We start from the raw sequence: 26,738 nt of genomic DNA, 5'->3' as shown, positions 1-26,738 counted from the left end.
GGAGGTTCCATGTCGAGTAGCGGGGCACGGCTCAGCGTCGAGGACGCCCGCACCCATCTCGCATCACAGCCGTTCAGCGTCCTGCTCGGCGCCCGACTGGTCTCGTTCGACGCGGACGGCGCCGTTCTCGAGGTCGACGCCCGACCGGACCTGCTGCAGCAGAACGGTTTCCTGCACGGCGGGGTGCTCGCCTACGCCGCCGACAACACCCTCACCTACGCCGCCGGCACGGCGCTGGGGCCCGGCGTCCTCACCGGCGGCATGACCATCGAGTACGTGCGCCCCGCCCAGGGAAGGACACTGCGCGCCACCGCGCGGGTGATCCACTCCGGACGACGCCGCGCGGTGTGCCGGTGCGAGCTGGAGATGGTGGCCGACGACGGCAGCACCCGCCTGTGCGCCGTCGCGCAGGGCACCGTGCTGCCGGTCACCGTCCCCTGATCAGATATCGAAGAAGACCGTCTCCGCGCCGCCGTCGGGGGTGTCCTGCAGCCGGATGTCGAAGGTGCAGAACACCTTTCCGTCCCGCTCGGAACGCTTCGCGATCAGTGTCTCGCGGCGGGTCTCCCACTCGATGCCGCCCAGAACGGGGTCGGCGGCGTTCGCGGCGGCCTCGTCGTCGAAGTAGATCCGGGTGTGCAGTCCGACGTTGATACCGCGGGCGAACACCACGACGCAGATGTGCGGGGCCTGCACGCGACCGCCGTCGGCCTCGACCGGACCGGGCTTGATCGTGCGGAATTCGAAGACGCCGGAGTCGAAGTCGGCGCCGGTGCGCCCCCAGCCCCGGAACGTCGGGTCGAGCTGCTTGTCCTGCGGGTCGAGGCGGTGCGCGTACTTGCCCGACGCGTTGGCCTGCCAGATCTCGAGCAGCGCGTCGCGCACCAGGGTGCCGCTGCCGTCGAACACGCGGCCCTCGATCGTGATCCGCTCGCCCACGGTGTCGTCCGCAACCAGGTCGTTGCCGAAGTTGTTCCCGAAGATCTCGAAGCCGGCCTGCTGCGGCGCGAGTCCGATGTGTACGTACGGGCCGCCGGTCTGCGACGGCGTCTCCGGGAACCGGGTGACCATCGGGCGCGGGGTCAGCGGGACGGAGGGCAGGGCGAAGGTCATCGCGGGGCTCCCGGGAGGGTGTTCTCGAAGAAGGTGGCGCGCCGGCCGCGCAGGGTGACGTCGAAGCGGTAGGTGCGGGCGTCGAACGGGATGTGGTTCGCCGGATCCTCCTGCGCGATCAGGCTGCGGACCTGCTCGACGGTGGGGATCGTCTTGGCGATGGGGCAGCGCTCGATCAGCGGGTCGCCCTCGAAGTACAGCTGGGTGATCAGCCGCTGGGCCCAGCCGTTGGCGCTGAGCGACATGTGGATGTGCGCGGGCCGCCACGCGTTGGTGCTGTTGGCCCACGGGTACGGTCCCGGCTTGATGGTGCGGAAGACGTAGTAGCCGTTGCTGTCGGTGATCATCCGGCCGCAGCCGCCGAAGTTCGGATCGATCGGCGCGAGATACTGGTCCTTCTTGTGCCGGTAGCGGCCGCCCGCGTTGGCCTGCCACACCTCGACCAGCGCGCCGGAGACGGGATTGCCGAACTCGTCGCGCACGTACCCGTGGACCACCAGGCGCTCACCGATCGGCAGCCCGTCCTTCGCGAAGTTGAGGATCAGGTCGTTGTCCTTCTCCCCCAGTTCGCGCGCGCCGAACACCGGCCCGGTGATCTCGGACAACGTGTTCCGCGGCGAGATGAGCGCGTTGCGCGGCGAGCGCAGCACGCTGGTCTTGTAGCCCGGGGTCAGCGCGGGCGGATGCACCGTCGCGTCGCGTTCGACGAATTCGCCGATGGTCATGGTGATACTCCTGTCGAGCGGGTTCCCGACCACACTATTTTTGAGCTCACCTCATGTAAATTGACCATTTCTGCTCATTTCCATAACCTACGGCTATGCCTGCCGGGTTCGTTCCGCCTCCCGAATCCCCCGTCGCGTCCCGACTGCTGCACCGGATCCGGCTGCGGCACCTCACGTGCTTCGTCGCGGTGGCACAGGAGCGCAACCTCGGCCGGGCCGCCGAGCGGCTGCACCTGACCCAGCCGGCGGTGACCAAGACCCTCAACGAGCTCGAGGCACTCGCCGGGACGCGCCTGGTCGACCGGGGTCGGCACGGCGCCCGGCTCACCCCCGCGGGCGAGCAGTTCCTGCGGCACGCGGTGGAGGTGACCGACGCGATGGAGTCGGCGGCGTCGGCCCTCGCCGGCGCGGGCACCCCCAGCGCACCGATCCGGGTCGGCGCCCTGCCGACGGTCGCCAGCGTGCTACTGCCGGCCGCGATCTCCCGCCTGCACGAGCGGTATCCCGGCGTGGGAGTCCAGGTCACCACCGGGTCCAACGCGGTCCTGCTCGCCGCGGTGCGCGCCGGGGAACTCGACCTCGCGCTCGGACGCATGACCGAACCCGTTGCGCTGCAGGATGTCGCCTTCGAACTGCTCTACACCGAATCGCTGGCGTTGATCGTCCGCCCCGACCACCCGCTCACCGCGTCCACGGGTCCGGCATCGATGCCCGCGGTGCTCGAGTACCCCCTGGCGGTCGCGACGGCGGGCACCGTCCCGCGTCACCACACCGAGGTGCTGCTGCAGCGGCACGGCCTGCACCTGCCGGCCGGCTGCGTCGAAACCCTCGACGTCACCGTGGCCCGCACCCTCGCCCGCCGCGGCAATGCGGTGTGGTTCACCCCCGAGCGGGTGCCGCAGACCGACCTCGACGACGGCACTCTCGTGCGGCTGCCGCAGCCGACTCCGGGCACCGCCGAGCCGGTGGGGCTGTTCCGACGACCCGCAGCGGAATCCTCCGCCGCCATCGAGGAACTGGCCGGAATCCTGCGGGAGCTCGCCGACGGATAGCCGTAACCGGGCGGCAGACTCGTCGGCCACATCACCTCTCGGCAATGATGTATCCGGCCAGTCCGAACAATCGGCTGACCAGACAAGGCGAGACGTGGAGGTGTCGATGACGGTCGGCGGGTCGCGGAGCCCCCTGGCTTCCCGCGAACTACGCGGCGAACCCCCGGTCTCGATGATCGAGCGCACGACCCTGATCCTCGAGTCGTTCGACAGCCGCACGTCGCGGCTGACCCTCGAGGAGGTCACCCGGCGCACGCGACTTCCCCGCTCGACGGTGCACCGGATCCTCGACAAACTCGTCCAGTTGGACTGGCTCGAGCACCTGACGTCGGGCTACTGCCTGGGGGGCCGCGCGATGGCCCTGTCCGCCGACGACGACAGCCAGACCGAGATCCGCGCCGCGGCGGCGCCACTACTGCACGAACTGCACCTGCAGACCGGACTCGTGGTCCACCTGGCGGTGCTGGACCGCAGCCAGAGCGTCTACCTCGACAAGGTCGGCGGGCGCCTCGCCGCGACGCTGCCGACCCGCGTCGGTGGCCGCGGCCCCGCCTACTCGACCGCCGGTGGAAAATCGATGCTCGCGTGGCTCGACCCGGAGCGGGTCGACGGACTCTACGAGAACCGGCTGAGCCGCTGCACCGACCGCACGATCACCGACATCTCCGCGCTGCATCTGGAGTTGGGGCGGATCCGCCATCGCCGGGGGCTGGCCTACGAGCGCGGCGAGGCGGTTCGCGGCGTCGCCTGCGTGGGCGCCGCGGTCCACCTCCGCGACCGCCCGGTGGCCGCGATCTCACTGTGCGGCGACGCGCGTTCGGGCAAGCTCGAGCACTTCGCCCCGCTCGTCCTCGACGCCACGCGCGAAGCCTCGCGCGTCCTTCACCTCAGCTGAGTACGTGCGCGCTCCGTTCCACTCTCCCGGACCCGTGACGAGGGCAAACGTGACGAGAACCTGGTCGCACGGGCCGACTTGGCACGCGTGGCAACTCCACTTCATCACGGGGAACACAGTTCGCCCGCTGGCACAGCCAGAACAGCAGCACCGCGACGACCACGACCGGTTACGGGTCACCCCGGATCAGTAGCCCACCGACGCATCGATCCGCGCCACCAACTCCTCGCCCGCGACGAAGCGCTGCACGTTCTCCGCGACGTGCTCGGCGAACGCGGAGTGGCGCACCGAGGGCGGATTCGAGTCGTGCGGGGTGATGATCGCGTTCGGCAGCGTCCACAACGGGTGGCCGTCGGGCAGCGGTTCCGGGTCGGTGACGTCCAGTCCCGCGCCACCGATCATGTTGTCCCGCAGCGCGGTCACCAGCGCATCGGTGTCGACGAGCGACCCCCGAGCGACGTTGATCACCCACGACCGCGGGCCAAGTTCGGCGAGCTGCCGGGCCCCGACCAGGTGCCGGGTCTCGTTGGTTGCCGGGGCCGCGACCACGACGTGGTCGACCCGCCCGAAGACCTCGTCGACGCGGTCGGCGGGGATCGTCTCGGCGGCGCCGGGCACCGGGCGGCCGGAGCGGTTGACCGCGATCACCGTCGCGCCGACCGCGGCGAGCATCGGGATCATCGCCCGCCCGATTCCACCCGCCCCGACGATCGCGACCCGCGCCCCGCGCAGCGTCCCGACCTTGCCGAAGAACTCGCGCTGCCGCCACGTGGTCGCGGCCAGGTGCTCGGGCAGCGCGCGGACACCCGCCAGCAGCAGCATGAACGCGTGCTCGGCGACGGTCGCCGAGAAGGCACCGGCCGCCGACGTCCACACGACCTCCGGGTGCCGCTGGATGACGCCGGCGTCGAACCAGTGCTCCACGCCGGCCGAGTTGAGTTGCACCCACCGAATCGACTCGGGCAGCTCGGCCGGGAAACTCGTGGCGTCCTCGCCGTCCCACACGAGCGCCTGCGCGTCCGCCAGGTCCGCGAGTTCAGCGCCACCGCGGACGACGGCGTCCGACAGCAGGTCGTCGGGCTTCGGGCCGAGGGCGATGAGCATCGGTGTCGTCACAAGGTCTCCTTCGCAGTGCGGCCGGTCGTCCCGGGCCTCGGGTCCGAGGCTAGGCGTCGAGGCCGCGGGATCGACAGCTGCCGTCCCCACCAGCGGTGCCGGTGGGGGATTTCCGATATGCGTCCGAAGGGATTAGAGCCTCCGACCTCGATCTGCGGCTCTGCGCAGGAGCCCGTCACCGTCGGCGCGGCGGTACCAGCGCGAGGAAGTTCCGGCCCGGTTCATCGGCAGGCCATCCGGCGGCATTCCGTCGTTGTGGTTGCCGACCTACCGTCCTCGCGTCGTTGACTATCCAATGGGAGGTACCCGCACAGTGACCACCTCACCGCTCAATCGCCGCACGTTCCTCGAACGCACCGCCCTGGCCGGAATCGGGGTAACGCTCGCGGGCAGTGTCGGCACCCTGTTCCGGCCCGCTCTCGCGGGCGCCGCGCCCGGCGGCGTGATCGGCTACGGCCCGCTCGTCCCCGACCCCAACGGGATTCTCGCCCTGCCCGAGGGGTTCTCGTACACGATCGTCTCCCGCTCGGGCGAGACGCTGCTCGACGGTGGCGTCCCGTTCCCGAGTGATCCCGATGCGAACGGTGTATTCGCGAACGGCACCGGCACCACGATCGTCACCAACCATGAGGTCGGCAGCAACGAACCGTACGGTGTCCCGGCCGTCGACGGGCTCACCTACGACCCGGGTGCCCGCGGTGGCACCACCACCACCGCGATCGACCGCAGCGGTGCACGCCAGGGCCAGTACGTCGGCGTCGCGGGCACGGTGAACAACTGTGCGGGCGGCATCACCCCGTGGGGCACCTGGCTCACGTGCGAGGAGACCGAGGCGCGCGCCGGCTCGAACGGTTTCACCCTCGCCCACGGCTACGTCTTCGAGGTCGATCCCACCAGCCAGGCCGCGAACATCGGCAAGAGCCCGATTCCGCTGAAGTTCCTCGGCCGGTACGCGCACGAGGCGGTCGCCGTCGACCCGTCGTCGACCGCCGTCTATCTCACCGAGGACGCAGGCGGCCCCAACGGCCTGTTCTACCGGTGGACCCCGCCGCAGGGCTTCGTCGGTGGCCCGGGTGCGTTCCACGCGCTCGCGCAGTCGCCGGGCGGGGACACCGCCGGCACCCTGCAGGCGATGAAGTGCTTCCTCGACGGCACCCACGTGCCCGATCTCTCGCAGGCGACCGCACCGGGCGTCCGCTACACCGTGCAGTGGATCGACGTCCCCGACCGTGACGCGAAGACCACCTCGGTGCGCAAGCAGTTCACCAACGACCAGGTCACCCGTAGCCGCAAGCTCGAGGGGCAGTGGTGGGGCGACGGCGGCGTCTACGTCGTCGCCAGCTTCGCCCGCACCAGCGACGGCAGCGTCGCCGAGCACGACGGGCAGGTGTGGTTCTACGATCCGGCCACCCAGACGATCGAGCTGAAGACCCTGTTCGGTGTGAACCCGGACCCCTCCGTCGACACCGGCAACTACGACGGGCCCGACAACATCACTGTGTCGCCGCACGGCGGCCTGATCCTCGCCGAGGACGGCGACGGCATCAGCCATCTGATCGGGGTCACCGAGAACGGCGAGCCGTTCTCGGTCGCCCGGAACGAACTGAACGAGAGCGAGTTCTGCGGTCCGGCATTCAGCCACGACGGCCAGACGCTCTACGCCAACATCCAGACCCCCGGCATCACCGTCGCGATCCGGGGCCCCTGGCGAACCTCGACGGGCTCGTCCGTCGGCTCGGCCGGGCTCTCCTTCGGCTCGGCCAGTCTGCCGTTCGGCTCGTAGACCGAAGCCCTTGCAGTAGCAGGGGAACGAAGTATCAGCGGCCCGCTCCAACGTCTGGAGCGGGCCGCCCACGGGAAGTGCGACTTCCGATTCGTTCCGTGTCGTACTCGAGGAGGGCGCTGACAGCCAATCGAGGTGTCATTGACCACGATGGATGCCATCGCCAAAAATCAGTCCGACTGGTCTGATTCATCCCGGGCATGAAACGGACAATCACCGCAATCGCTATATCTGCTGCCGCGCTGGTGATCGGAGGGTGCTCCAGCTCGGATCCTGGACCATCGGACTCGACCCCGACTGCGGAGCTCGGCGCCACGCAAACTGTGAAGGGCGACGGCTGGGAAGCCGAGGTCACCGTCGCGGATCTCGTCACGCGCGAGATGGACTACTACGGCGAGATCAAGCCGGAACGGCAATACCGGGCGCTAGTCGCGGTCCGGTCCGTCAGCGGCGCGACTCCACTCGCGTCGAATGCGTTTGAGGCCATCTCCGCAGACGGGGCGAGCCTCACGCTGTCAATCGGCGGCGAGTCGGATGACATCCAGACCGGACATCCCCGCCGGCCAGCAGCGCGCGGGGATGGTGACATGGACCGGCAAGCCGGACATCCAGGTCTCGAAGATCTCGTACTTACGAGAGGGCGCCTTCCCTGCTGCAACGTGGACCGTGCCCGGTGCGGCTGAGTCGGCGCCGCCGTCACGGATGCCGAACCATGACGAGGTCGTCGCGACTCAGTCCGCTGCTCCGGCACCAGCTACCTCCGTTTCCGCGCCAGCGGTCGAAACACCCGGGGTGACGCAGGCACCGGCCGTGGCGACTGCCCGGCAGGTGACGCCGACCTACGAGGCCCCCGCCGCCGGGGAGCCGCAGGCGCCGATCGGATTCACGGGTGCACCGAATGGGGCACCCGGGCCCTTGACGGGCAAGACGGTGGACTACTGCATGGATCAGTCGATGTATCAACGCGGCACCACGCAGTTCACCGACGGAACGACCGGATGGACTGAGCAGTGCGCCTACGGCGGCTGAGCTTGCCGCGCAGCTGACGTGAATCGCACCCCACAGTTCCAAGTGGGTATACCCGAACGCCCCGAGAACGTGCCGTCGTGACCGGCTGACGCAAAACGAGAAATCCCCCACCAGCGGTGCTGGTGGGGGATTTCTGATGTGCGCCCGAAGGGATTCGAACCCCTAACCTCTTGATCCGTAGTCAAGTGCTCTATCCGTTGAGCTACGGGCGCATGTCCAAACAGTGTTCATTTGTTACTGGCCCAACGAAGCACCAGTGTGGCGGAGGCGAGAGGATTTGAACCTCCGGTCCCCTTTAAGGGGGACAACTCATTAGCAGTGAGTCCCATTCGGCCGCTCTGGCACGCCTCCTTGGGGGCCGGCCCTTTCGAACCGCCGGGCGAAACATTACACAGAGATCCCCGGCAAACGCAAAACCGCTGGTCAGCGGCCCAAGCACATGCAATCACCGCAGGTTCCCGTCGAACCAGTCGAAGATCCGGCGCTGGGCGTCGAGCATCGCCACGACGAGCGGGTCCTCGTCGCCGGCGGCCGCCTCGGTGACCGGCGGCTCGTCGGCCCGGTGCGCGAGACCGCTGTAGCTGACGATGTTGGTGGCGACGTCGGCCCGCGCGACCGCGTCTCGTAGCCGCTCGACGTGGTCGCGCGGGGTCATCGGATCGTCCTCGCCGTACAGGCCCAGCCACGGCGCCTTGAGCGACGGCCCGGCCTCGACGAGGGTGGGGGTGTCGGCGTTGAGGGGTTCGACGATGCCGTGGGCGGAGACGCTCACGGCGGCCGCGACCGGCCGATTGGTGGCGACGATCATCGCGGCGGTGCCGGCGTCGTCGAATCCGAGCACCCCGACGCAGTCGGTGTAGATGCCACGGTCGACGAGCCAGTCGAAGGTGGCATCGAAGTCGTCGAAGAGGTTCTGGCCGAACACCTCGGTGTCGCTGTGCGCGGCTTCGCGATGGAACAGGTGCGGGGCCACCACCAGCCAGCCCTCCGCGGCGAGGGCGCGCATCAGGTCGATCAGCGCGGGGGTGAACTGGCGGGACTCGTGGAGCACCACGATGCCGCCACGCGCATGGCGATCGGGCTGGACGGCGGTGAGCGGTACCCGCGGCGCCTCCACGACGGCGTCGTCGTCGGCGCGCAGGGGGGCGCTGTCCCGGAAGATTCCCGGCATGATTCAACCTTGGCACGACCACGTCGACAGTGCACGTGATCGCAGGGCGCATAATCGCATCGTGACCCCCGTGACGACCCGCGCCGATCTTGATTCCATCCCCACCTACGTGCCGGGCCGTAGTTATCCCGGGGCGATCAAGCTGGCGAGCAACGAGACGACGCAGGGCCCGCTGCCCGGCGTCGCGCAGGCCATCGCCGACACCGCCGCCACCGCCAACCGGTACCCGGACAACACCTCCGCGGCGCTGATCCGCGCGCTGTCCGAGTCGCTCGGTGTTCCCACCGAGAACATCGCTACCGGATGCGGCTCCGTCGCGCTGTGCCAGGAGTTGGTGCAGGCCACGTGCAGCGTGGGTGACGAGGTCGTCTACGCGTGGCGCTCGTTCGAGGCCTACCCGGTCGTCACGAAGGTCGCCGGCGCGACGCCGGTCCCGGTGCCCCTCACCGCCGAGCACGGCCACGACCTGGACGCGATGCTGGCCGCGATCACCGACCGCACCCGCCTGATCTTCGTGTGCAACCCCAACAACCCCACCGGCTCCGCGCTGGGCCGCGAGGAGCTCGAGCGGTTCCTCGACGCCGTCCCGGCGAACATCGTCGTCGCACTGGACGAGGCCTACTTCGAGTACAACCGCTCCGGCGTCGATGGCGTCGAGCTGGCCCGCACCCGCCGCAACGTCGTGGTGCTGCGCACGTTCTCCAAGGCGTACGGGCTGGCAGGCATCCGCGTCGGCTACGCGGTCGCCGATCCGGCGATCGTCACCGCACTGGCCAAGGTGCACATCACGTTCAGCGTCAACGCGGTGGCACAGGCCGCGGCGATCGCGTGCCTCGACGCGCAGGACGAGCTGCTGCACCGCACCCACGCCGTGGTCGCCGAGCGCGAGCGGATGCGCGACGCGCTCCTCGCCGCGGGCTACGACGTCCCGGTGACGGAGGCCAACTTCGTGTGGCTGCCGCTGCTGGACCGCTCCGCCGCATACGGCGAGGCCAGCGCCGAGGCCGGCGTGCTCATCCGCCCCTACGGTGTGGACGGCGTGCGGATCACGATCGGCGACCCGCACGAGAACGATGCGTTCCTCGCGTTCGCGACATCCGGTGCGGCACTGGAACTCGCCGGCCTCACGGCGGGCTCCCCCACGACGTAATCCAACCGTTATCGGTCGGCAGTTTCACCGCCGCCGAATCGTTGGCAGACTCTGGGCGGTGTGTCGACCAGGGAGCGGTTTGTCCGGACGCCGGACGCGGGGTCGTGTGTCGGTTCTCGCCGCGGCGCTCGGGGCGTCGCTGACCGTCGGCACGCATGCCGTCGACGCCCGCCCGCCGGACGTCGACACCGTTCCGGTGCGTCTGCTCGCGATCAACGACCTGCACGGCAGCCTGCAGCCGCCCAAGGGGGCGCGCGCCCAGATCTCACGGCCCGACGGTCCCGCGACCGACGCCGGTGGCGCCGCCTACCTCGCCGCGTACGTCGACCAGTTGCGCGCGCAGGCCTCCCACTCGCTGCTCTACTCGGTCGGCGACAGCTGGGGGTCGTCACCGATCGAGTCGGCGTTGTTTCACGACGAACCGACCGTGAACCTGTTGAACGAGATGGGCGTCGACGCGGCATCGATCGGAACCCACGAGCTCGACGAGGGATTCGGGGAGCTGCGCCGCCTGCAGGACGGCGGCTGCCACCCGGTGGACGGCTGCCAGTTCGAAGCGGACTTCACCGGCGCGCAGTTTCCGCTGCTCGCCGCGAACATGACCTTCTCCGACGGCACCCCCGCCACGCTCCCCTACTCGGTGAACTACGTCGACGGCGTGCCCGTCGGCGTCATCGGCGTGATGCCGTTCGACGCACCGTCGAAGGTCAGCGTCGACGGCGTCGCGGGTCTCCAGTTCGGCGACGAGATCGACGCCATCGACCGCACGGCGGACTCCCTCGACTTCCTCGGGGTGCGCGCGATCGTCGTCCTCCTGCACCGCGGCGACGAGCAGGCCACCGGCGGCCCCAACGCGTGCGACGTCAGCGACAGTCCGGCCCGCGACATCGCGACCCGGGCGACCCCGAAGGTGGACGCGATCTTCACCGCCGACAGCCACACCCAGTACAACTGCACGGTCGACGACCCGGCGGGCAACCCGCGGCCGATGATGCAGGCGGCCTCGCACGGACGGATCGTGTCGGTGGTCGACATGAGTCTCGACCGCGCGACCGGTGAGGTGGATCGCGAACAGACGCAGGCCTTCAACCAGATCGTCACGCACGACATCACGCCCGACCCGCGGGTCGCCGAACTCGTCGACCGGGCGAGTACGCAGTCCGGCGAGGTGGCCCAGCGGCCGGTCGGCGCCGTCACCGCGGACATCACCCGCGAACCCGGCACGGGCGGCGAGAGCCCGTTGGGCGACCTGATCGCCGACGCCCAACTCGAGGCGGCGCGCGGGCGTGGGGCACAGATCGCCCTCACCAATCCCGGAGGCGTCCGGGCCGACCTGCTCGCCGGCGACGACGACACCGTCACCTTCGGTGACGCCTACCAGGTCCAGCCGTTCGCGAACTCGCTCCAGGTCCGAACCCTCACCGGAGCGCAGCTGAAAGAGGTTCTCGAGCAACAGTTCCAGCCTCGCGACGACGGGTCCGTGCTGGAGCTGATCCTGGCACCGTCGGCCACACTGACCTACCGGATCGACCGCAGATCGCCGCTCGGTTCGCGCATCGCCGACATCCGCGTCGACGGCGGTCCCGTCGATCCGGACGGCCTCTACCGGGTGGCGGTCAACAAGTTCCTCGCCGACGGCGGCGACGGCTTCACCGTCCTGCGCGACGCCACCGAACCCGCCTCCGCCGGAACCGATCTCGATGCGCTCACCGCCTACCTGGAGAGCCACTCCCCCGTAGCGCCACCGGCCCCGGGTCGGATCGCGCTCGCGGCACCGAACTGATGACCACCATGAGACCCCTCGGCGGCTGAGATCGATGACATCGGCTGTGGTGCTGCGTATCCGATACGCAGCACCACAGCCGATCGATCACCACCACAGAGATTCACCGTCCGAGCCGGCGCCGATCGAAGGCGGGTGTCAGGCTCGGTGGGCGAGTTTGGCAGTCAGCCAACAGATCCTGCTAGATCCCCAAGGCGCGGGCCAGCGTCGGCCACGCTTCCCGCAGGTCGTCCTGCCAGTACGGCCAGGAGTGAGTTCCGTACGGGCGGTACAGGAATGTGGCCGGGATGCCGAGTTGCGCCAGCCTGCCGTCGAACAGCTGGGTACACGAGTGCGACGCTGCTTCGAGCGGCCCGCCGACGACCACCTTCTCGAGCGCATCGGGTGCGCCGAGCTCGTACGGGCCCGCCAGCCCGTTGCCGGTGGAGACGAAGATGTCCTTGCCACGCAACTGTTCCGCGTTCACGGATGGATCGTGTGCGGGCCACGCCGGGTCGCCCGGCGTCCCCCACATGTTGTCGGCGTCGCCGCCCTTCGACGCGACGGTGCCGCGCACCGCGGCCTGCGATTCGACGCGGCCGGTGTCCATGCAACCGCTGAGCGCGGCGACCCCGCGGTAGAGGTCGGGATTGCGGGCGACGAGTGTCATCGCGCCCTGTGCACCCATCGACAGGCCGGCGATCGCGTTGACGCCGTTGCCCCGGAACCGCCCGTCGACGATCGGCGGCAGCTCGCGAGTCAGGAATGTCTCCCAACGGTTTTCACCGAGAACGGGATCGATTCGCTCCCAGTCGGTGTAGTAGCCGGCCGTGCCACCGACGGGCAGGACGACGTTGACGTTCTTGTCCGCGAAGAACTCGACGGCATCGGTCTTCTGCGTCCAGGTGCTCTCCTGGTAGTCCGACTCGGATCCGGCGCTGACACCGTCGAGCAGATACAGCGACGGCCGTGCGGCCGCGCCCTTCGGATGCAGGATCTGCACCTGGACGACCTTGTTCATCGCCGGCGAGAACACGAACAGTGCCGTGCGCTGATCCGTCAACTCCACCACGTGGTCGACGTGCGCCGCCGCGGCAACCGCCGGTGGCATCTGCTCGATCGGCACGGCATTCGCCGCGAATGCCGGACTGAACATCGACAGCGCGGCCGTCAGGCCCACCGTCGTCATGGCTGATCGCCCCATCACTACTCCGCCCACCCCCTGGGTATCAGTTGACACTCCACGGTACGGAGCGATCCGGTTCGCTGCCGGGTTCTCGACGACATCCGCCGCCGCTGATGTGCCGCCGGGCCGCAGGTGAGGGGGAAATGTGAGAGCAGTCCGTTACAAGTGGACGCGGCCGGATCACGTCGCTGCCGGACGCGGACAATCCACATCACACCCGCGGTTCCGGAATACCCCGCTACCGGTCGGCGTTGTGGACTTCGGATCGGTGCGCTCCGTGTCCCCCGGGCTCAACCCATTGCCCTCGCGGAGTTCCGTCCGGCTGGAGCCGCGTTGCGCCTTTCGCCGTGAGGCGACCGAGCGCACCGATCCACTTCTCGTTTCGACAGCATGCCCATCCGACAGTGTCCCTCCCCCGAAATCGCCACGTATACGTCACGCCGATCTCACGAACCACAGCCGCCGGCCACCGACCGTTCACCGGGCGGCCACGGTTCCGCCAGTTCCTTCGATCAGGATTCGGTCGTTCTGTTGCGAGTGTTCGAAGGAGAAGCGTTGAATTCCCGTCTCAAAGTTGTCGGTGTCGCTGCGGCATTGACCGTTGTCCTCGCCGGATGCAGCCAGTCGACGACCGCCGACACCGCAACCGCCCCGACCGTCTCGTCGACCACGTCCTCGCTGCCGGCGAGTTCGACCGCGACGGCGCAGACTCCGCGTCTGATGTCGGTCAACAACTTCCGCGATCTTGCCGGGCCGGACGGCGGCTACACCACCTCCGACGGACGTCGTGTTCGCGAGGGCGTTCTCTACCGCTCCAACGCACTGGCCACCAGCGACGCGGACGCCGCGACGCTGGACGCCCTCGGCGTGAAGGCTGTCTACGACCTCCGAACCACGGCGGAGATCGGCAAGAGTCCGGATCGTGTTCCCGCGGGCGCGCGCTACACCCACGTCAACATCCTCGGCGACGCCGCGAGCGGCGCGGTCACGTCGTCGGTGGATCTCTCCACGCCCGAGAGCGCCGCGGCAGTGCTCACCGATGCCAACCGACGGTTCGTGACCGATCCGGCGATGCGCGCACAGTTCGCGACCCTGCTGACCGACATCGCGACCACCGACGGGCCGCAGCTCTTCCACTGCACCGCGGGCAAGGACCGAGCCGGTTGGACCAGCGCGGTTCTGCTGAAGATCGCCGGTGTCGACGACGCGACGGTGATGAGCAATTACCTACTCACCAACGAGTATTCGAAGGATTCCATCGAGGCGACCGCCGCACAGGTCGCGGCCGCGAAGGGCGAGCAGGCCGGTGCGGCCATGAAGGTTCTCATGGGCGTCTCGCCCGAGTTCCTCCAGGCCGGGTTCGACGAGATCAGCACCAACTTCGGTACGTTCGACAACTATCTGACCTCCGGGCTCGGGCTGTCGGCCGACACGATCACCGCATTGAATACCAAGCTCACCGTGTAGGTCTCGGGACTCGCACCGAGCGACGGGTCATGCGCCGCTGCATGATCGACTGAGACCGGCGGACGTAGGTGCTTCCTGTCACGGGCAGGAACGTGCCCGAAGATCCGTGGTGAGGGGGGAATGCCCGACCGTCATTGCAGCGCGTCGAGGTGAACGACGCGCGGTCGTCGGGGGACACTGGGGCGAACGCCGGGCGGGCACCTCGACACCGATGAGTTTGGGGTGGATCGTCGGTCTGTATCACCGAACAGTTCGTCGAGACGAAGGAGACAGTCCGTGCGCATCGTGGTCAGTGAGTTCATGAGCCTGGACGGCGTCGTGCAGGCACCGGGTGGGCCCGAGGAGGACACCGACGGTGGCTTCGCCCACGGCGGGTGGTCCCATCCGTACTTCGACGCCGAGGTGATGGGCGCGGCGATCGGTGCCGCGGCGCAGCAGACGGAGGCGCTGCTGTTCGGGCGCCGCACGTGGCAGACGATGGCGGCCGCGTGGCCGGAGCGGGCCGGAGACCCGTTCGCCGACCACATGAACAACATCCGCAAGTACGTCGTCACCGACACCCTCACCGACGACCAGCTGACCTGGACCAACACCACGCGCATCCCGGCCGGCGACGCCATCGCGGAGATCCGGAAGCTGCGCGCCACCGCAGGCGGCGACCTGTCGGTGATGGGCAGCACGACGCTGGTGCGGACGCTGCTGCGTGAGGGCCTGGTCGACGAACTCCTGCTCATGATCGAGCCGGTGCTCCTCGGCGGCGGGAAGACGATCTTCCCCGACGACGGCGTCCAGCGCCCGCTCGAGCTGGTCTCGTCGGTCACCACGGGCACCGGGGTACTCGTGTGCACCTACCGCCCCGTCACCGACTAGCACCGCACGGGTCTAGGCATCGAAAATCCGTTTACAAGGCCCGGCAGGGCGGACGAGGATCGGGCCCATGTCTGTGGATATCTCGGCGCCGGCCCGACTGGGCGAATCGCGCCTCGCCGACGGGCGAGTGATCGGGTGGGCCGAATGGGGACGCGAGGACGGCGTTCCGGTGCTGGTGTGCCCGGGCGCCGCCACCACCCGATCACTCGGGTTCGGCGCCGGCGTCGTCGATGCGCTCGGCGCGCGGCTCGTCTCGCTCGACCGTCCGGGCCTCGGCCGGTCGACACCGCTGCCCGGTAAGACGTTTCGAGACTTCGCGGCCGATGTCGGCGAGTTCACCGCGCTGCGTGGGCTCGGCAGGCCGGCGATCGTGGGGAACTCTCAGGGGGCGCCCTTCGCCCTCGCCTGCGCGGCGGCCGGTGTCAGTGGCGCGGTCGCGATCGTGTCCGGTGCGGACGAGGTGGCGGCACCGCAGTTCGCCGATGCCCTGCCCGAACCACTCCGCGATCTCGTCGAACTGACCGCGTCGGATCCGGACGCCGCGGAGCGTCTCTTCGCGACGTTCGACGCGGACGCCATGTGGCAGATGGTGATCGACTCCAGCCCCGCGTCCGACCTCGCCGTCTACCGGGACCCCACGTTCGAGGGTTCCTATCGTGCCAGCATGCGTGAGGCGTTCGCGCCGGGCCCCGCCGGCTACGCACGCGACACGGTGTTGGCGATGGGCCGCTGGCCCATCGACCTCACGACGATCGTTGTCCCCGTGGACATCTGGTACGGCGATCAGGACACCGGCCACTCACCCGACAACGGTGAGAGTCTGGCCGCCCGCATCCCCGGAGCTGTTCGCCACCTGGTGCCCGGCATCGGCGGCGCCGTCCTGTGGACACACGCCGAACCGATCCTGCGCGCGTTGCTCGGTCACGCCGATCCGCAGGACCGGGACCAACGGAGCTAGGTGTACCCGGTCAGGACGTTGGTAGCGGGCGTGTCGGCTTGATGTGAAGAGAACCTCCGAGTGGGGTGTGGCTTGTCTAAGGCCCACATCCGCTCGGAGGTTCTCGTGTCCCACCGTAATGCCCGAACCACATATCTCGGCAGATTGCTCATCGTCGAGCGCTACCGAGATGGCTGGCCGAAAGCGCATATCGCCAGCGCAATGGGGATATCCCGGAAGTGCGTGTCGACGTGGGTGGCCCGCTACGAGACCGAGGGCGAAGCCGGGTTACACGATCGGTCCTCCCGCCCGCACACCATGCCGACCCGAACCGCAGCCGAAGTCGAGACCCGGATCGTCGAGCTCCGTGTGCGTGAGCGACGCGGGCCGGACTGGCTCGCAGCAGAACTCGGGGTGCCGGCCCGCACAGTCTCCCGAGTCCTACGGCGCCACCAGGTGCCACACCTGGCGGACTTGGACCCGATGACCGGTCAGGTGATCCGCTCGTCGAAAACCACCGCCGTGCGCTACGAACGTGAGCGGCCCGGCGAACTGGTGCACATGGACGTCAAAAAGCTCGGCAGAATCCCCGACGGTGGCGGATGGCGCGCACACGGACGAGCCGCCGGATCGACAGCCCGCGACCGCAGCACCCGGACCGGATTCGACTACGTCCACTCGCTCGTCGATGACCACTCCCGACTCGCCTACTCGGAGATCCTCCCAGACGAAAAGGGCTCCACCTGTTCGGGTTTCCTGACCCGTGCGATCGACTACTTCGCGGACCGCGGCATCACGAGAATCGAGCGGTTGATGACCGACAACGCCTGGGCCTACCGATGGTCCCTACGCGCAGTCTGCGCCGAACACGGGATCAAGCAGAAGTTCATCAGACCGCACTGCCCGTGGCAGAACGGCAAGGTCGAACGCCTCAACCGGACCCTGCAAACCGAGTGGGCCTACCGTCAGGTCTTCACCAGCAACAGCGAACGCGCCCACGCACTTGCACCCTGGCTCGAGTACTACAACACTCGACGACGCCACAGCGCACTCGGAGGACTCCCACCGATCAGCCGACTGCAACCAACCTGATGGCCAGGTACAGCTAGGGCTTGTCTCCTATTGCGTGATGGATCTCAGCCAGATGCAGACCGTCCGAGATGAGCCGCATCATGCTCGCACTGTGACCAGCGCGCGTAGGGCGCCCGCTGCGGGGCTCAGCGGCCCATGCGCTCGCCACACCAGAGCAAGACGGGCCGACACTCGCGGGGTGATCGCGACCGTGCGGATCAGCTCTCCGGCATCGTCCTGCGAGACCTCGGATGCCGGCAGGATCGCCGTTCCGAGTCCTCGGTGTGCGAGTCGAGCCGCGACCTGTGGATCGCTGGCCTCGAAGGCGATGTGCGCGGGCAGGCCGGTCTCGGCGAAGCTTGCGTCGAGAGCAGAACGGATCCCCGTTCCGCGCGGCAGCGTGATCAGTGGGCGCGCGGTGAGCTCGCGAAGCGAGACTGTGGGTTTCTCTGCCAGTGGATCGGTATGGGCGACGACGGCCACGAGCTCCTCTTCGCGAATGACTCGACAGGCGATACCCGACGGCGAGTCCCCGGCCAGGCCTACGAAAGCCAGGTCCAGTCGTCCGGTGCGGACCTCCGTCAGGAGGGCCTCCGAACTCTGTTCGGTCATGGTCATTTCGATGTCTGGGTAGCGGGCGTGGAAGTCTGCCAGCAGTTCGACGAGGTCGAGTGCCGCCGAGGGCACCGAGCCGATACCGACGTGCCCGCGCGCCAGGCCTGCCACCGCATCGGCCGCATCGCGCGTCGCCGATGCTGCAGCCACCGCGGCGCGCGCGTAGGGAAGTACAGCGGCACCGACCTCGGTCAGTGTCACCGTTCGCCCCGAGCGGTCCAGAAGGGCATGCCCCAGTTCGCGTTCCAGGTGGCGTATCTGCGCACTGACACCCGGTTGCGCGACATGCAGTCGATCCGCAGCTCTGGTGAAGTTCGCCTCGTCGACGACAGCCAGAAAGTACCGCAGCTGGCGCAGTTCCATAACCGTTGATTCTAGTTGCGAGACGAACCAGCTCTTGGACGTATCGCTGCTGTCGAACCTAGCGTGGTCACGCGGCCTACCCTCCGCCGAGTGATCTGCGTCCATCACGGGTTTGGTTCCGGTCGGACGGGCACACGACGGCCGTCATATTCCGCCGAGCAAAGGACATCGCATGCGCCTGCCCAATCAGTTCTTGATCTATGTCAGCGACACCGCCTCGTCGGCGGCGTTCTACGGCGAGCTATTCGGCATGCAAGCTCAGATGCTCAGCCACCGTTACGCGATCTTCGACCTGGGTGGTGGGGTCGTTCTCGCACTGTGGGGAGGGAAGACTCGAACGGCCGACGCTCCCTCGGTCCCGGCGTTCGAGGTCGGGCTCCTGGTCGAAGGTGGAAGCCCGAAGATCCGAGAGATCTACGACGAGTGGCTGGACAAGGGCGTCGAGATTTTGGAGGAACCATGCGAGGACGTATTCGGGCTGACGTTCGTGGCCGCGGATCTGGACGGTAACCGACTCCGGGTAGCACCCGTCGACCGCTGAACTCGCCTTACCAGGGTGCCGTCCGCCAGCGGTACCCGGATGGCCTCGGCCTGCGCGCCGCCGATCCCGTTCCCGGCCCAGAACCCGCCGTGGCGGCACCACGTCTGCAGACCCTCCTGGCAGAAGTCGCACGTTCCGTCCGACCAGGCGAACGGGCCGATCACGAAGTCGCCCTTCTTCAGCGTCGACACTTCCCCACCGACCTCTTCGACCACCCCGATGAACTCGTACCCCATCGGCGTACCGCCGGGTGTCGCGGGCAGGTTGTGGTACGGGTGCAGGTCGGATCCGCAGACGCACGTGCGCACGATCCGCACGATCGCGTTGGACGGCTGCTGCAGTGTCGGATCCGGCAGATCCTCGACCCGAACGTTCCCGACCCCCGACGCGCTGCAACTCCTCGCCAGCTGGGCGGCCACCCAGGACCGGTTCGCCACCGACTCGACACCGACGTGACGGTGGCACAAAAAAGCCCCTCACCTGCCGAAACAGGTGAGGGGCTGTGGCGGAAGCGGAGGGATTTGAACCCCCGGTGGGTTTAACGCCACGCTCGCTTTCAAGAAGTGAGCGGGTACAAATACGAAATCCAGACAAAATTTCCGCTGGTCAGTGCCTTTGCCTCTCGAATGACCTGTTCCAACAGCTCGACACTGCCCAATTGTGTGTCACATCTGTGTCATATTGCGCTCCATTGACCTCACTGCGAAATACTCCCGGCACCACCGGCCCTGGCGAAGGTCAAGATAGGCGTGCTGTTCAAGCGCGCCCGGTCCGTTGTCGTTCACGAGTCACCTCGCTTCCGCGGCCGCTGTCAGTTTCAGAAGTCGACTGCACTGTTACATGGCGTTTTACGGTCGTGTGCTGTCCCGCTGTTAGCAACTCCCCCGTGAACTCCGGAGCTAGTCGATGGCAGCGGAGTAGGACTCACGTGCTTGGGCCAGTTCGGCCCAGTGTGCTTCAAGCCCAGCGAGAGTGGGACTCACGTTGAGGGTGGGTAGAGGCTGCGAGTGGCCGTCGATGTACCGACATGCGTCCTCAAAGATGCGGTTGACCGTCTCGATCGCGGCGGGCAGCGCCCCAGGCTTGATCTTCGCCAGGTTGGTCATACGCACATTACGTTGGTAGCGCTGGGTGACGCCCTGGAGGAGTTCTGTCTCGGTGAATACCTCGCACCAAGACCGTATCCAGCTGTAGCCCGTCCGAACGAGCGCTGCCCTTGCATCGCCGTGCTGGGTCTTGGCGTCCTGGATGGTGGTGTTGATGTGCTTCTTGAGGTTGTTCAGGCTGTCCCACCGGGGGCCGGTGGCGCGGGTGACGTGCCCCTTTCCATCCTCGTCGGTGATTTGGAAGTAGGAGCACCGCTTGGACGACTCCATGAGCGCAAGCAGCGTGCTGGCGAAGAAGATGTCGTGAGTGAACACGATCACCTGCGATGTCTCAGCCAGCGAGGCAATGCGCTGCGCGACTTCGTGGATCCGTCGGTGGTCGAGACTGGAGACGGGATCGTCGAAGATGACGGGCGCGGTAATTCCTGTGAGGCGGGCCTCTGCGAGGAAGTCCGCCATCGCCAGGACCTTCTGCTCGCCTTCGGATAGAACCGCGGAAGGCCTGTATTTCCCGCTGAGGACCTTCCGACGTTGTGCGCGACCCTGACGTCCGACGAACTCAACCTGCAGTTCGGGTGCGCGGAGGGCTGTGCACTCTTCGCTGAAGAGCGTGTCGAAGCTCTCATTGATCATCTGGTCGCTCGCAGCCTTGGCCAGACCCGTGACAGAACGCGACAGGCCCGGCATGGGCTTGGTGAGGAGGAGTAGTCGTTCAGCCTGCTTAGCGTCGCGTACGTGCGCTTCGATGACAGTCCACGACTTTGCGAGTTCGGCAGCAGCTTCGAGCTCGACAAGTTCCTTTTTCTTTTCGGTGAGCGTCTCTGCCCGTGTGGCGGCCTGATTTCTCAGCTCGCCGAGTGCTTGTGTAGTGATTGCTAGCGCGGCTGCAACCGCCTTGGAGTCCATCCCGGCATGCGCAGTCAGGGTGGGATCGACGTTCGATACGGCTCGAACGTGCTCAGTCAGACCAACGATCAACGCGAGGATACGGTCGAGTTCGGCGTGAAAAGGCGGCTTGTCGTCCGCGCCGGCGTAGTCGTTGACGTAGGCCTCGGCGTCACCGACCTTGATCGAGGTGACTTGGTTGGTGAGCGCATGCAGCCTAGCTTTCGAAGCGGCAATCTCGGTGGTGATTTTGTCCTCGAGGTACTCGGCGTACTTGCCGATGAGGGATCGCGCAGCATCGCCCAATGGCTGTCGACAGTACAAACACCGCTCAGCATCGTGCACTTCCAGGGCGGTGAGGTGCGCTTTGTACGCCTCAGCGGATTCAAGGAACGCACTCCAGGTGTCATCTGGCTCGGCGGGAAGGTCGGCTGCCGCGAACAAGGTCACGCGGAAGGTGCGGTAGTCCTCTTCAAACCCGGTAAGCGTAGCGAGTTCGCGGTTGTAAGCGGACACGTTGAAATCGGCGATCGCGGAGGCTGCCGCAGATGCCTCGGTGAGGATGCGTTCGACTCGCTGTTGAACCTTGATCTCAGCGCTGATTGTGTCTGCTTCCAGCGCCGCGACCGTGCGGCGTAGGTTTCCGATGCGGGTATCGACGTTTGGATCATCGTCAGCCGCCGCTTTCAGTTGCTCCAGATCTGTGGCTGCTCCGAGTGTTTCGATGAGTGGATACACCGTGGCGCCGCGAGGGACCCGAGCCGCAACCCCAGCGGCGCCAGGCGTCAGATCCTGGACGGCTTGGCCGATTTGAGTCTGTACTGACTTGATACCGGCGATCACGTGGTTGAACAACGCCAATGCAGCCGGCACGTAGACGTACTCAAGGTCGTCATCGACGTGAAAGCTGACGGAGGGACTGTCGAAGATCGACATCCTGGTGAACGGGGCGACACCCTGTTGACCTGTCCAGGTATATGTCTTCGACTCCGAACCGAGTGTGTAGCCGACGAGCGCCGACTTGGCCTGGGGCGTTGTCTCTCTGACGTTGCCAAGGATCACATCGGCGGTCCGGCTGGCGGCGAGAGCTTTGAAGATCCGAGAATACCCAGTCTTGCCGGTTCCATTCTCCCCGAACAGGATTGTCAGCCCCTCATGCGGTGAGATGCCCCCGCCCTCTACTAGGGCGTTGACGCCGGTGACAGCGGAAAGTGAGGTGAGCGTGAGAGGCTCAATTTCCTCATCCTTGCGTTCAAGGGTCGCCAGCGGCTCCTCGGTAGGGAGTTCGCGAGCGTCGAAGGCCTTCTCTTGCCGAAACAGTGCGTATGCCTGGGCTTCTTCGTCGCTTCCCAGTGGGCCGCCGCAGCTAAGAACCTGACGGACGATGTAGCGCACCCACTCATCGGATGAGTTCGCCCATTCTCGGAGCAGGCCACGGGGGTCCTGCCGCTGCTGCTGAGTCTCTGCATCCACCACTGTCCCGCCCTCCCCCAATGAGTGCGAGGTCGCGGTTGACCGCGCTACTCCCGCTCGACTTTAACCGGGGCAGGAGGCACTCATCCTTCGCGGTCAACTACAAGCGTCCCGCTCAGCGATCGTCAAACAGGACTGCATCTGAAATGCGGAAGAAGGTGTCTGTGATCTTCAGTGATAGATGGCACGGTTCTGAGGGGCGAAGTGGCAGGGTGTCCGGGATCCGGTGCGGCGTCGAAGCCCGAAGAAGAGAAGCACCCGTGGAGTTGCCGGGCGCGAGCGAATCAGCCGGACGTGGTTGGCGCGTCCAGTCTGTGTTCGACACGGCTGACCATCGGCATGTGCGCGGTGGCGTAGCGGGCATCGACCTTTTCTGCCCTGGACCGGTCTACCGGAATCGACGGGCGGATGGCTCGACCATCACGGTTGACCAACCACAGCAGCGGGCACGTCGTCCCGGGATAGTGGTCGGACGGTGGCCGGCGGGTCTTTCCGAACCAGGCGCCGATCCACCATCATCGGAGGACGTCGCACGGGTGCATCCTCCTAGGTCGAAGGTGGTAGCCCTACACGAAGTCGCCGTTGCGTCAGATGCGCCGGCCGTCGTGTCGACCGATTCCTGAGACGCGGTTTGTGTGACAGTGGGCGGTATGCACAACGACAGTGTGTGGACATGGACGATCGGTTCCGCTGCGGCTCCTGTCGGACTTCTCGGGGTGGCGCTGGTCGGCATGCCGATCCTGAACGGCACCGGGTTCGCGATTGCCGACATCATCTCCAACTGGCTGTTCGTGTTGATGATCAGCGCACTGTTGTTCGTGCCCGCGATCGCTCTGACCGTGTACGGCGCCGAGCGCCTCGAACGATACCCGCGGGCCGCGCGGATCCTCGCGACGATCGGGCTGGTCGGGATGAGCCTGCTCTACATCTACATCGTCGTCGTGGGTTTCCAGGACACCGCTCCGATCCCGCCCAGTCTGAGCGAAACTCGTTGGGCGCCACAGCTCACGGTCGGTGAAGCGGCAGTCTTTGCGGCCCCATTCATGATCCTGACAATGGGCAATGCCTACACCATCTCCCTGTTGTGGAGCCGGCAACGGGTCCCCCGACATGGCGTCCTCTGATCTTACTGCTGAGTCACCAGTAGATGGGGCGTTTCGGACACGGAGATGAGGCCTTCCACTTCGCTGAACACGCGTGCTTTCAGCGCACCGCACTCGTCCTTGGGCACGCTCGGGCGTATAGCGCGACCACCCTCGTCAACCAACCACAGCGCCGGGACCCGCACGTGGCTCGGAGTGCATCCCCGATCCCGTCGGTCCGAGGGTTCGCTGAGCGCGTCGAGGACACCACTCAGGTCGCCTTCGTATCGTGTTTCGGCTACCGCTACTTCGCCCGAGGCTGTCGGAGTGTCGGGACCTCCGGGCCTGCATGCGACGACGGCGGTCGGAACGAATCCATCGGGTAGGGATCCGGGTGCGGGAGCGTCTGCCTGGCCGGGTGGTGGAACAACTGCAACGGGCAGAAGGATCGGAAGCAGATTCGGGGCAATGCAATTCGGGCTGGGAACCACTTCTGCGCGAGGTGGCCGGTCTGGGTCGCTCACACACGCGGACACATTGAGTAGTGCGACACACGCCATCAGAGAGCTGGCGAGGCGGCTGCGGTTCAATTGCGCGGGAACGGATCCGGGCATCCGGATGATGCTGGGCCACGGTGTCCGACAGTTCGCGGCCTCTGGCTCTTGGCTTCGAATCATGAGCAGGTCTGCAGGAAGCCGGTGGCACCCGGCCTCAGCTGGAAGTGCTTTTCCTGCCCTTTCGCCTCGAACACTGCCGATGTCTCCGATACCCGGGTCATGGTCCCCGCCTGATAGGGGTCGTCCCACCCGGCCGGCGAGTTCGCCGGTTCGGAAGTGGGGCCGGGAGTGACTGGCACTGCTTCCCAGTACTCACCCGCAAAGAGCGCTTCCCGCGCGCCGCAGTGGGTGTACATGTCGAACGCGTACCCGGTGCCATCCTCGATCTTGTCGGGCGCCGGCTCGGATGGAGCGCCGCATGCTGCCACTCCTACCGCGAGGAGTGCTGTTGCGCCGACTCGACACAGGCTCCGAGTGGACGAAACCCGAGTCTCGTACCGTGCCGCCTTCGCCATCGATCCGCCCTCACCCATCTGTCAATCCACTCTGGCCGCAGGCGCAAGAAACAGCGTGCATGCGTACGTCACCGCCGACCATGCCACCGAGATCCCCAGGAACCAACCTCCGAACGGTGGGAGGAACTGCCCAGGCGTCGCTGAAGCCGACACTCTCCAGACAAAGACCACCGTGACCAGCAGGAACACCGCCGCTGCCGAACATGCAGCGAACCTGTGCCGCCAACAGCGTGCCGACCGTGGCGGCCGCACCTGCGCCGATCGCACCGCCAGAGCGCCGCCCACGACTGACACCGAACCGACCACGACCCCGATGAACCCACCCACCACTAACCTGCCGCTTTCACGGTAATTCGGCTGAACACCTGTGTCACTGACGTTGAACAATCGCGTGATCAAGGAGCACCTTTCAGGTGGCCAAGTCTACGTCCCCGTACCCACACCTGTCCGCATCGGCCACCGGAACCGGCGTCGTGTCGCATGCCGGGACGGTCTTGTTGCTGCGTACCGCCGAGAAAACAGGCCTGACCACCGCCCTGTCGGCCGCGCTCGAGCCGTGGCGCAAGCCCCTCGCGACGCACGACCCGGGCAAGATCGTGTTGGATCTCGCGGTCACGCTCGCGCTCGGCGGTGACTGCCTGGCCGACATCGCGCAGTTGCGGGCGCACCCGCAGGTGTTCGGTCCGGTCGCCTCCGACCCGACCGTATCGAGGCTGGTCACCGCGCTGGCCGCGGACCCCGGCGCCGCACTCGCGGCGATCGGGAGTGCTCGCGCTGCGGCCCGACGCCGTGCATGGGCCGCGGCCGGAGACCGGACACCCGATCATCGGATCGACGAGAAGGATCCGCTGGTCGTCGACATCGATGCCACCCTGGTGACCGCGCACTCGGAGAAGGAATCCGCAGCCCCGACATTCAAGCGTGGCTTCGGGTTTCATCCGTTGTGCGCGTTCGTCGACCACGGTGATGGCGGGACCGGTGAGCCGGTGGCGATGCTCCTGCGGCCCGGAAATGCCGGCTCGAACACCGCTGCAGACCATGTGACCGTGGTCAAGGATGCGTTGGCGCAGTTGCCGTTCGATCCGGGCTACCGGGTCGGGAAGAAAGTGTTGATCCGCACCGATGGCGCCGGGCGGCACGCACGACTTTCTCGACTACCTGACCAAGCGGCGGTTGGCGTACTCGATCGGGTTCGGGCTCACCGACACCATGACCGCGGCGATCGACCTGATCCCGAAGACCGTGTGGACGCCCGCCTACGACGCCGACGGGAAGGTCCGTGACGGCGCCTGGGTCGCCGAGCTCACCGGGCTGATCGACCTGTCTACCTGGCCCGCTGGGATGCGGGTCATCGTCCGCAAGGAGCGGCCGCACCCCGGCGCGCAACTGCGGTTCACCGACCACGAGGGTCTGCGGTTGACCGCGTTCGCCACCAACACCACCCGCGGCCAACTCCCGGATCTCGAGCTGCGGCACCGCCGCCGGGCCCGTTGCGAGGACCGGATCCGGGGCGCGAAAGACACTGGCCTGCAGAACCTTCCGCTACACGGGTTCGACCAGAACCGGATCTGGCTGCAGATCGTGCAACTCGCCGGGCGAACTGATCGCCTGGACACAACTCCTCGCGTTCGACACCGAAACCGCCCGACGCTGGGAACCGAAACGACTCCGACTCCGGCTGTTCCACATCGCCGGCCGCATCGTCCGTCACGCCCGACGCATCCACCTCAAACTCGCCGCCCACGCACCCCACGTCGACCTGCTCGTCGCCGCGATCACACGCGTGACGACACCAAAAACAGTGACCTGACCAGCGGAAATCTTCCCCGCCGGGACGAAAGGAGCACCATCATTCGGGGCCGTGGACCCCGACGCAACCCGACCGCGTCGGCCACCCCGCCACGTCCGGAAACCGGAACCATCACCGGGACAAGAAATCCGAACTCGATCAGGCCGGCACGCCGCGCTCACGAAAGATCGAGGCTAACGCCACCAGGGTCAACCCACCAATGCCCGCGGGCAGACACCATGCAGCGGCCGCTGCAACTCCGACTCCGGCTGAAATACCGATCTCCCGCGTAGCCCACCCCGTGCGCGCAGCTAAACACAGCGACTACTTGCCGATGCCAGGGCCACGGAATCGATAGACATCCCCGACCGAAATGTAGGTTCTCATCCATCTTGTCGGCCACAGACGTCGGTAACCTGCGCATTCTCGCGCAAATGTCGCATCAGGATTCTTGCGTTCTTGTCGTGATCCTCGAATCGCCCGTA

General features: G+C 67.1%; 20 protein-coding genes, 2 tRNA genes and 2 pseudogenes. 14 read left to right on the top strand and 10 right to left on the bottom strand.

Going from position 1 to position 26,738, the window contains the following annotated elements; genetic code table 11:
- Positions 1-9: 9 nt before the first annotated feature.
- The gene (locus HUN07_RS01825; protein WP_174907586.1) at positions 10-441 is read left to right on the top strand and encodes a PaaI family thioesterase; all 432 of its coding nucleotides are present in this window, start codon (positions 10-12) and stop codon (positions 439-441) included.
- Here the strand turns inward: HUN07_RS01825 and pcaG are convergent, their stop codons facing one another.
- Both pcaG and pcaH read right to left on the bottom strand, forming a co-directional pair.
- Positions 442-1,113, bottom strand: a complete 672-nt coding sequence (gene pcaG / locus HUN07_RS01820; protein WP_254622737.1) for a protocatechuate 3,4-dioxygenase subunit alpha — start codon at positions 1,111-1,113, stop codon at positions 442-444.
- Complete coding sequence (gene pcaH / locus HUN07_RS01815) at positions 1,110-1,838, bottom strand: protocatechuate 3,4-dioxygenase subunit beta (protein WP_174907584.1); 729 nt, start codon at positions 1,836-1,838, stop codon at positions 1,110-1,112. The genes pcaG and pcaH overlap by 4 nt, the downstream gene beginning before the upstream one ends.
- A 95-nt stretch (positions 1,839-1,933) precedes the next feature.
- On the opposite strand from pcaH, the gene HUN07_RS01810 reads away from it, so the two are divergent.
- Entirely contained in the window at positions 1,934-2,890 is a 957-nt protein-coding gene (locus HUN07_RS01810; RefSeq protein WP_174907582.1) for a LysR substrate-binding domain-containing protein, read from the top strand.
- 106 nt (positions 2,891-2,996) lie between these two features.
- Positions 2,997-3,785: an IclR family transcriptional regulator gene (locus HUN07_RS01805; protein WP_441346794.1), complete on the top strand. Its 789-nt coding sequence runs from the start codon at positions 2,997-2,999 to the stop codon at positions 3,783-3,785.
- 186 nt (positions 3,786-3,971) lie between these two features.
- Here the strand turns inward: HUN07_RS01805 and HUN07_RS01800 are convergent, their stop codons facing one another.
- Positions 3,972-4,889: a D-isomer specific 2-hydroxyacid dehydrogenase family protein gene (locus tag HUN07_RS01800; RefSeq protein WP_174914338.1), complete on the bottom strand. Its 918-nt coding sequence runs from the start codon at positions 4,887-4,889 to the stop codon at positions 3,972-3,974.
- A gap of 325 nt (positions 4,890-5,214) precedes the next feature.
- Here HUN07_RS01800 and HUN07_RS01795 point away from each other — a divergent pair, with 325 nt between their 5' ends.
- Entirely contained in the window at positions 5,215-6,684 is a 1,470-nt protein-coding gene (locus HUN07_RS01795; RefSeq protein ID WP_174907581.1) for an alkaline phosphatase PhoX, read from the top strand.
- Between the two features lie 534 nt (positions 6,685-7,218).
- Complete coding sequence (locus tag HUN07_RS01790; protein ID WP_174907579.1) at positions 7,219-7,713, top strand: hypothetical protein; 495 nt, start codon at positions 7,219-7,221, stop codon at positions 7,711-7,713.
- Positions 7,714-7,852: 139 nt separating this feature from the next.
- On the opposite strand, the gene HUN07_RS01785 is transcribed toward HUN07_RS01790, so the two are convergent.
- From HUN07_RS01785 to HUN07_RS01775, 3 genes are all read right to left on the bottom strand, one after another.
- A tRNA-Arg gene (locus HUN07_RS01785) sits at positions 7,853-7,925 on the bottom strand.
- Between the two features lie 47 nt (positions 7,926-7,972).
- Positions 7,973-8,064, bottom strand: a tRNA-Ser gene (locus HUN07_RS01780).
- A gap of 94 nt (positions 8,065-8,158) precedes the next feature.
- The gene (locus tag HUN07_RS01775) at positions 8,159-8,884 is read right to left on the bottom strand and encodes a dienelactone hydrolase family protein (protein ID WP_174907577.1); all 726 of its coding nucleotides are present in this window, start codon (positions 8,882-8,884) and stop codon (positions 8,159-8,161) included.
- Positions 8,885-8,945: 61 nt separating this feature from the next.
- Here HUN07_RS01775 and hisC point away from each other — a divergent pair, with 61 nt between their 5' ends.
- Both hisC and HUN07_RS01765 read left to right on the top strand, forming a co-directional pair.
- Positions 8,946-10,034 (top strand): histidinol-phosphate transaminase, encoded by a 1,089-nt coding sequence (gene hisC / locus HUN07_RS01770; protein WP_174907576.1) that lies wholly within the window; start codon positions 8,946-8,948, stop codon positions 10,032-10,034.
- 79 nt (positions 10,035-10,113) lie between these two features.
- A complete protein-coding gene (locus tag HUN07_RS01765) occupies positions 10,114-11,817 on the top strand; it encodes a bifunctional metallophosphatase/5'-nucleotidase (RefSeq protein WP_174907574.1) in 1,704 nt (567 codons plus the stop codon).
- Positions 11,818-11,998: 181 nt separating this feature from the next.
- On the opposite strand, the gene HUN07_RS01760 is transcribed toward HUN07_RS01765, so the two are convergent.
- Positions 11,999-13,000 carry an alpha/beta hydrolase gene (locus HUN07_RS01760; protein WP_174907572.1) on the bottom strand — a complete coding sequence of 334 codons (1,002 nt, stop codon included), beginning with the start codon at positions 12,998-13,000 and terminating at the stop codon, positions 11,999-12,001.
- A 537-nt stretch (positions 13,001-13,537) separates the two neighbouring features.
- On the opposite strand from HUN07_RS01760, the gene HUN07_RS01755 reads away from it, so the two are divergent.
- The 4 genes from HUN07_RS01755 to HUN07_RS01740 all read left to right on the top strand — a co-directional run bounded on the left by HUN07_RS01755 (position 13,538) and on the right by HUN07_RS01740 (position 17,348).
- Positions 13,538-14,449 (top strand): tyrosine-protein phosphatase, encoded by a 912-nt coding sequence (locus tag HUN07_RS01755; protein WP_174907570.1) that lies wholly within the window; start codon positions 13,538-13,540, stop codon positions 14,447-14,449.
- A gap of 276 nt (positions 14,450-14,725) precedes the next feature.
- Positions 14,726-15,319, top strand: coding sequence for a dihydrofolate reductase family protein (locus HUN07_RS01750; RefSeq protein WP_114723795.1), 594 nt, complete (start codon positions 14,726-14,728; stop codon positions 15,317-15,319).
- Between the two features lie 67 nt (positions 15,320-15,386).
- Positions 15,387-16,277 carry an alpha/beta fold hydrolase gene (locus tag HUN07_RS01745; protein WP_217487171.1) on the top strand — a complete coding sequence of 297 codons (891 nt, stop codon included), beginning with the start codon at positions 15,387-15,389 and terminating at the stop codon, positions 16,275-16,277.
- A 105-nt stretch (positions 16,278-16,382) separates the two neighbouring features.
- Positions 16,383-17,348: an IS481 family transposase gene (locus HUN07_RS01740; RefSeq protein ID WP_174907568.1), complete on the top strand. Its 966-nt coding sequence runs from the start codon at positions 16,383-16,385 to the stop codon at positions 17,346-17,348.
- A gap of 78 nt (positions 17,349-17,426) precedes the next feature.
- Here the strand turns inward: HUN07_RS01740 and HUN07_RS01735 are convergent, their stop codons facing one another.
- Positions 17,427-18,305 (bottom strand): LysR family transcriptional regulator, encoded by an 879-nt coding sequence (locus tag HUN07_RS01735; protein WP_174914334.1) that lies wholly within the window; start codon positions 18,303-18,305, stop codon positions 17,427-17,429.
- Between the two features lie 172 nt (positions 18,306-18,477).
- Between HUN07_RS01735 and HUN07_RS01730 the strand changes: the two genes are divergently transcribed.
- Positions 18,478-18,846, top strand: a complete 369-nt coding sequence (locus HUN07_RS01730; RefSeq protein WP_114723792.1) for a VOC family protein — start codon at positions 18,478-18,480, stop codon at positions 18,844-18,846.
- 5 nt (positions 18,847-18,851) lie between these two features.
- Here HUN07_RS01730 and HUN07_RS01725 read toward each other — a convergent pair.
- Together HUN07_RS01725 and HUN07_RS01720 are read right to left on the bottom strand one after the other, a co-directional pair.
- Positions 18,852-19,253: pseudogene (locus HUN07_RS01725) on the bottom strand (alcohol dehydrogenase catalytic domain-containing protein); the annotation flags it as partial.
- Between the two features lie 492 nt (positions 19,254-19,745).
- The gene (locus tag HUN07_RS01720) at positions 19,746-22,232 is read right to left on the bottom strand and encodes an AAA family ATPase (RefSeq protein WP_254622736.1); all 2,487 of its coding nucleotides are present in this window, start codon (positions 22,230-22,232) and stop codon (positions 19,746-19,748) included.
- Positions 22,233-22,960: 728 nt separating this feature from the next.
- Here HUN07_RS01720 and HUN07_RS01715 point away from each other — a divergent pair.
- Both HUN07_RS01715 and HUN07_RS01710 read left to right on the top strand, forming a co-directional pair.
- Positions 22,961-23,434, top strand: a complete 474-nt coding sequence (locus HUN07_RS01715; RefSeq protein WP_174907565.1) for a hypothetical protein — start codon at positions 22,961-22,963, stop codon at positions 23,432-23,434.
- Positions 23,435-24,877: 1,443 nt separating this feature from the next.
- Positions 24,878-26,274, top strand: a pseudogene (locus HUN07_RS01710) (IS1380 family transposase).
- Positions 26,275-26,738 lie beyond the last annotated feature (464 nt).

The organism is Rhodococcus sp. W8901 (genome assembly GCF_013348805.1).
GTDB lineage: Bacteria > Actinomycetota > Actinomycetes > Mycobacteriales > Mycobacteriaceae > Prescottella.
Note: the sequence above shows the minus strand (reverse complement) of the source record. Positions and strands in the feature narration are given on the sequence as shown.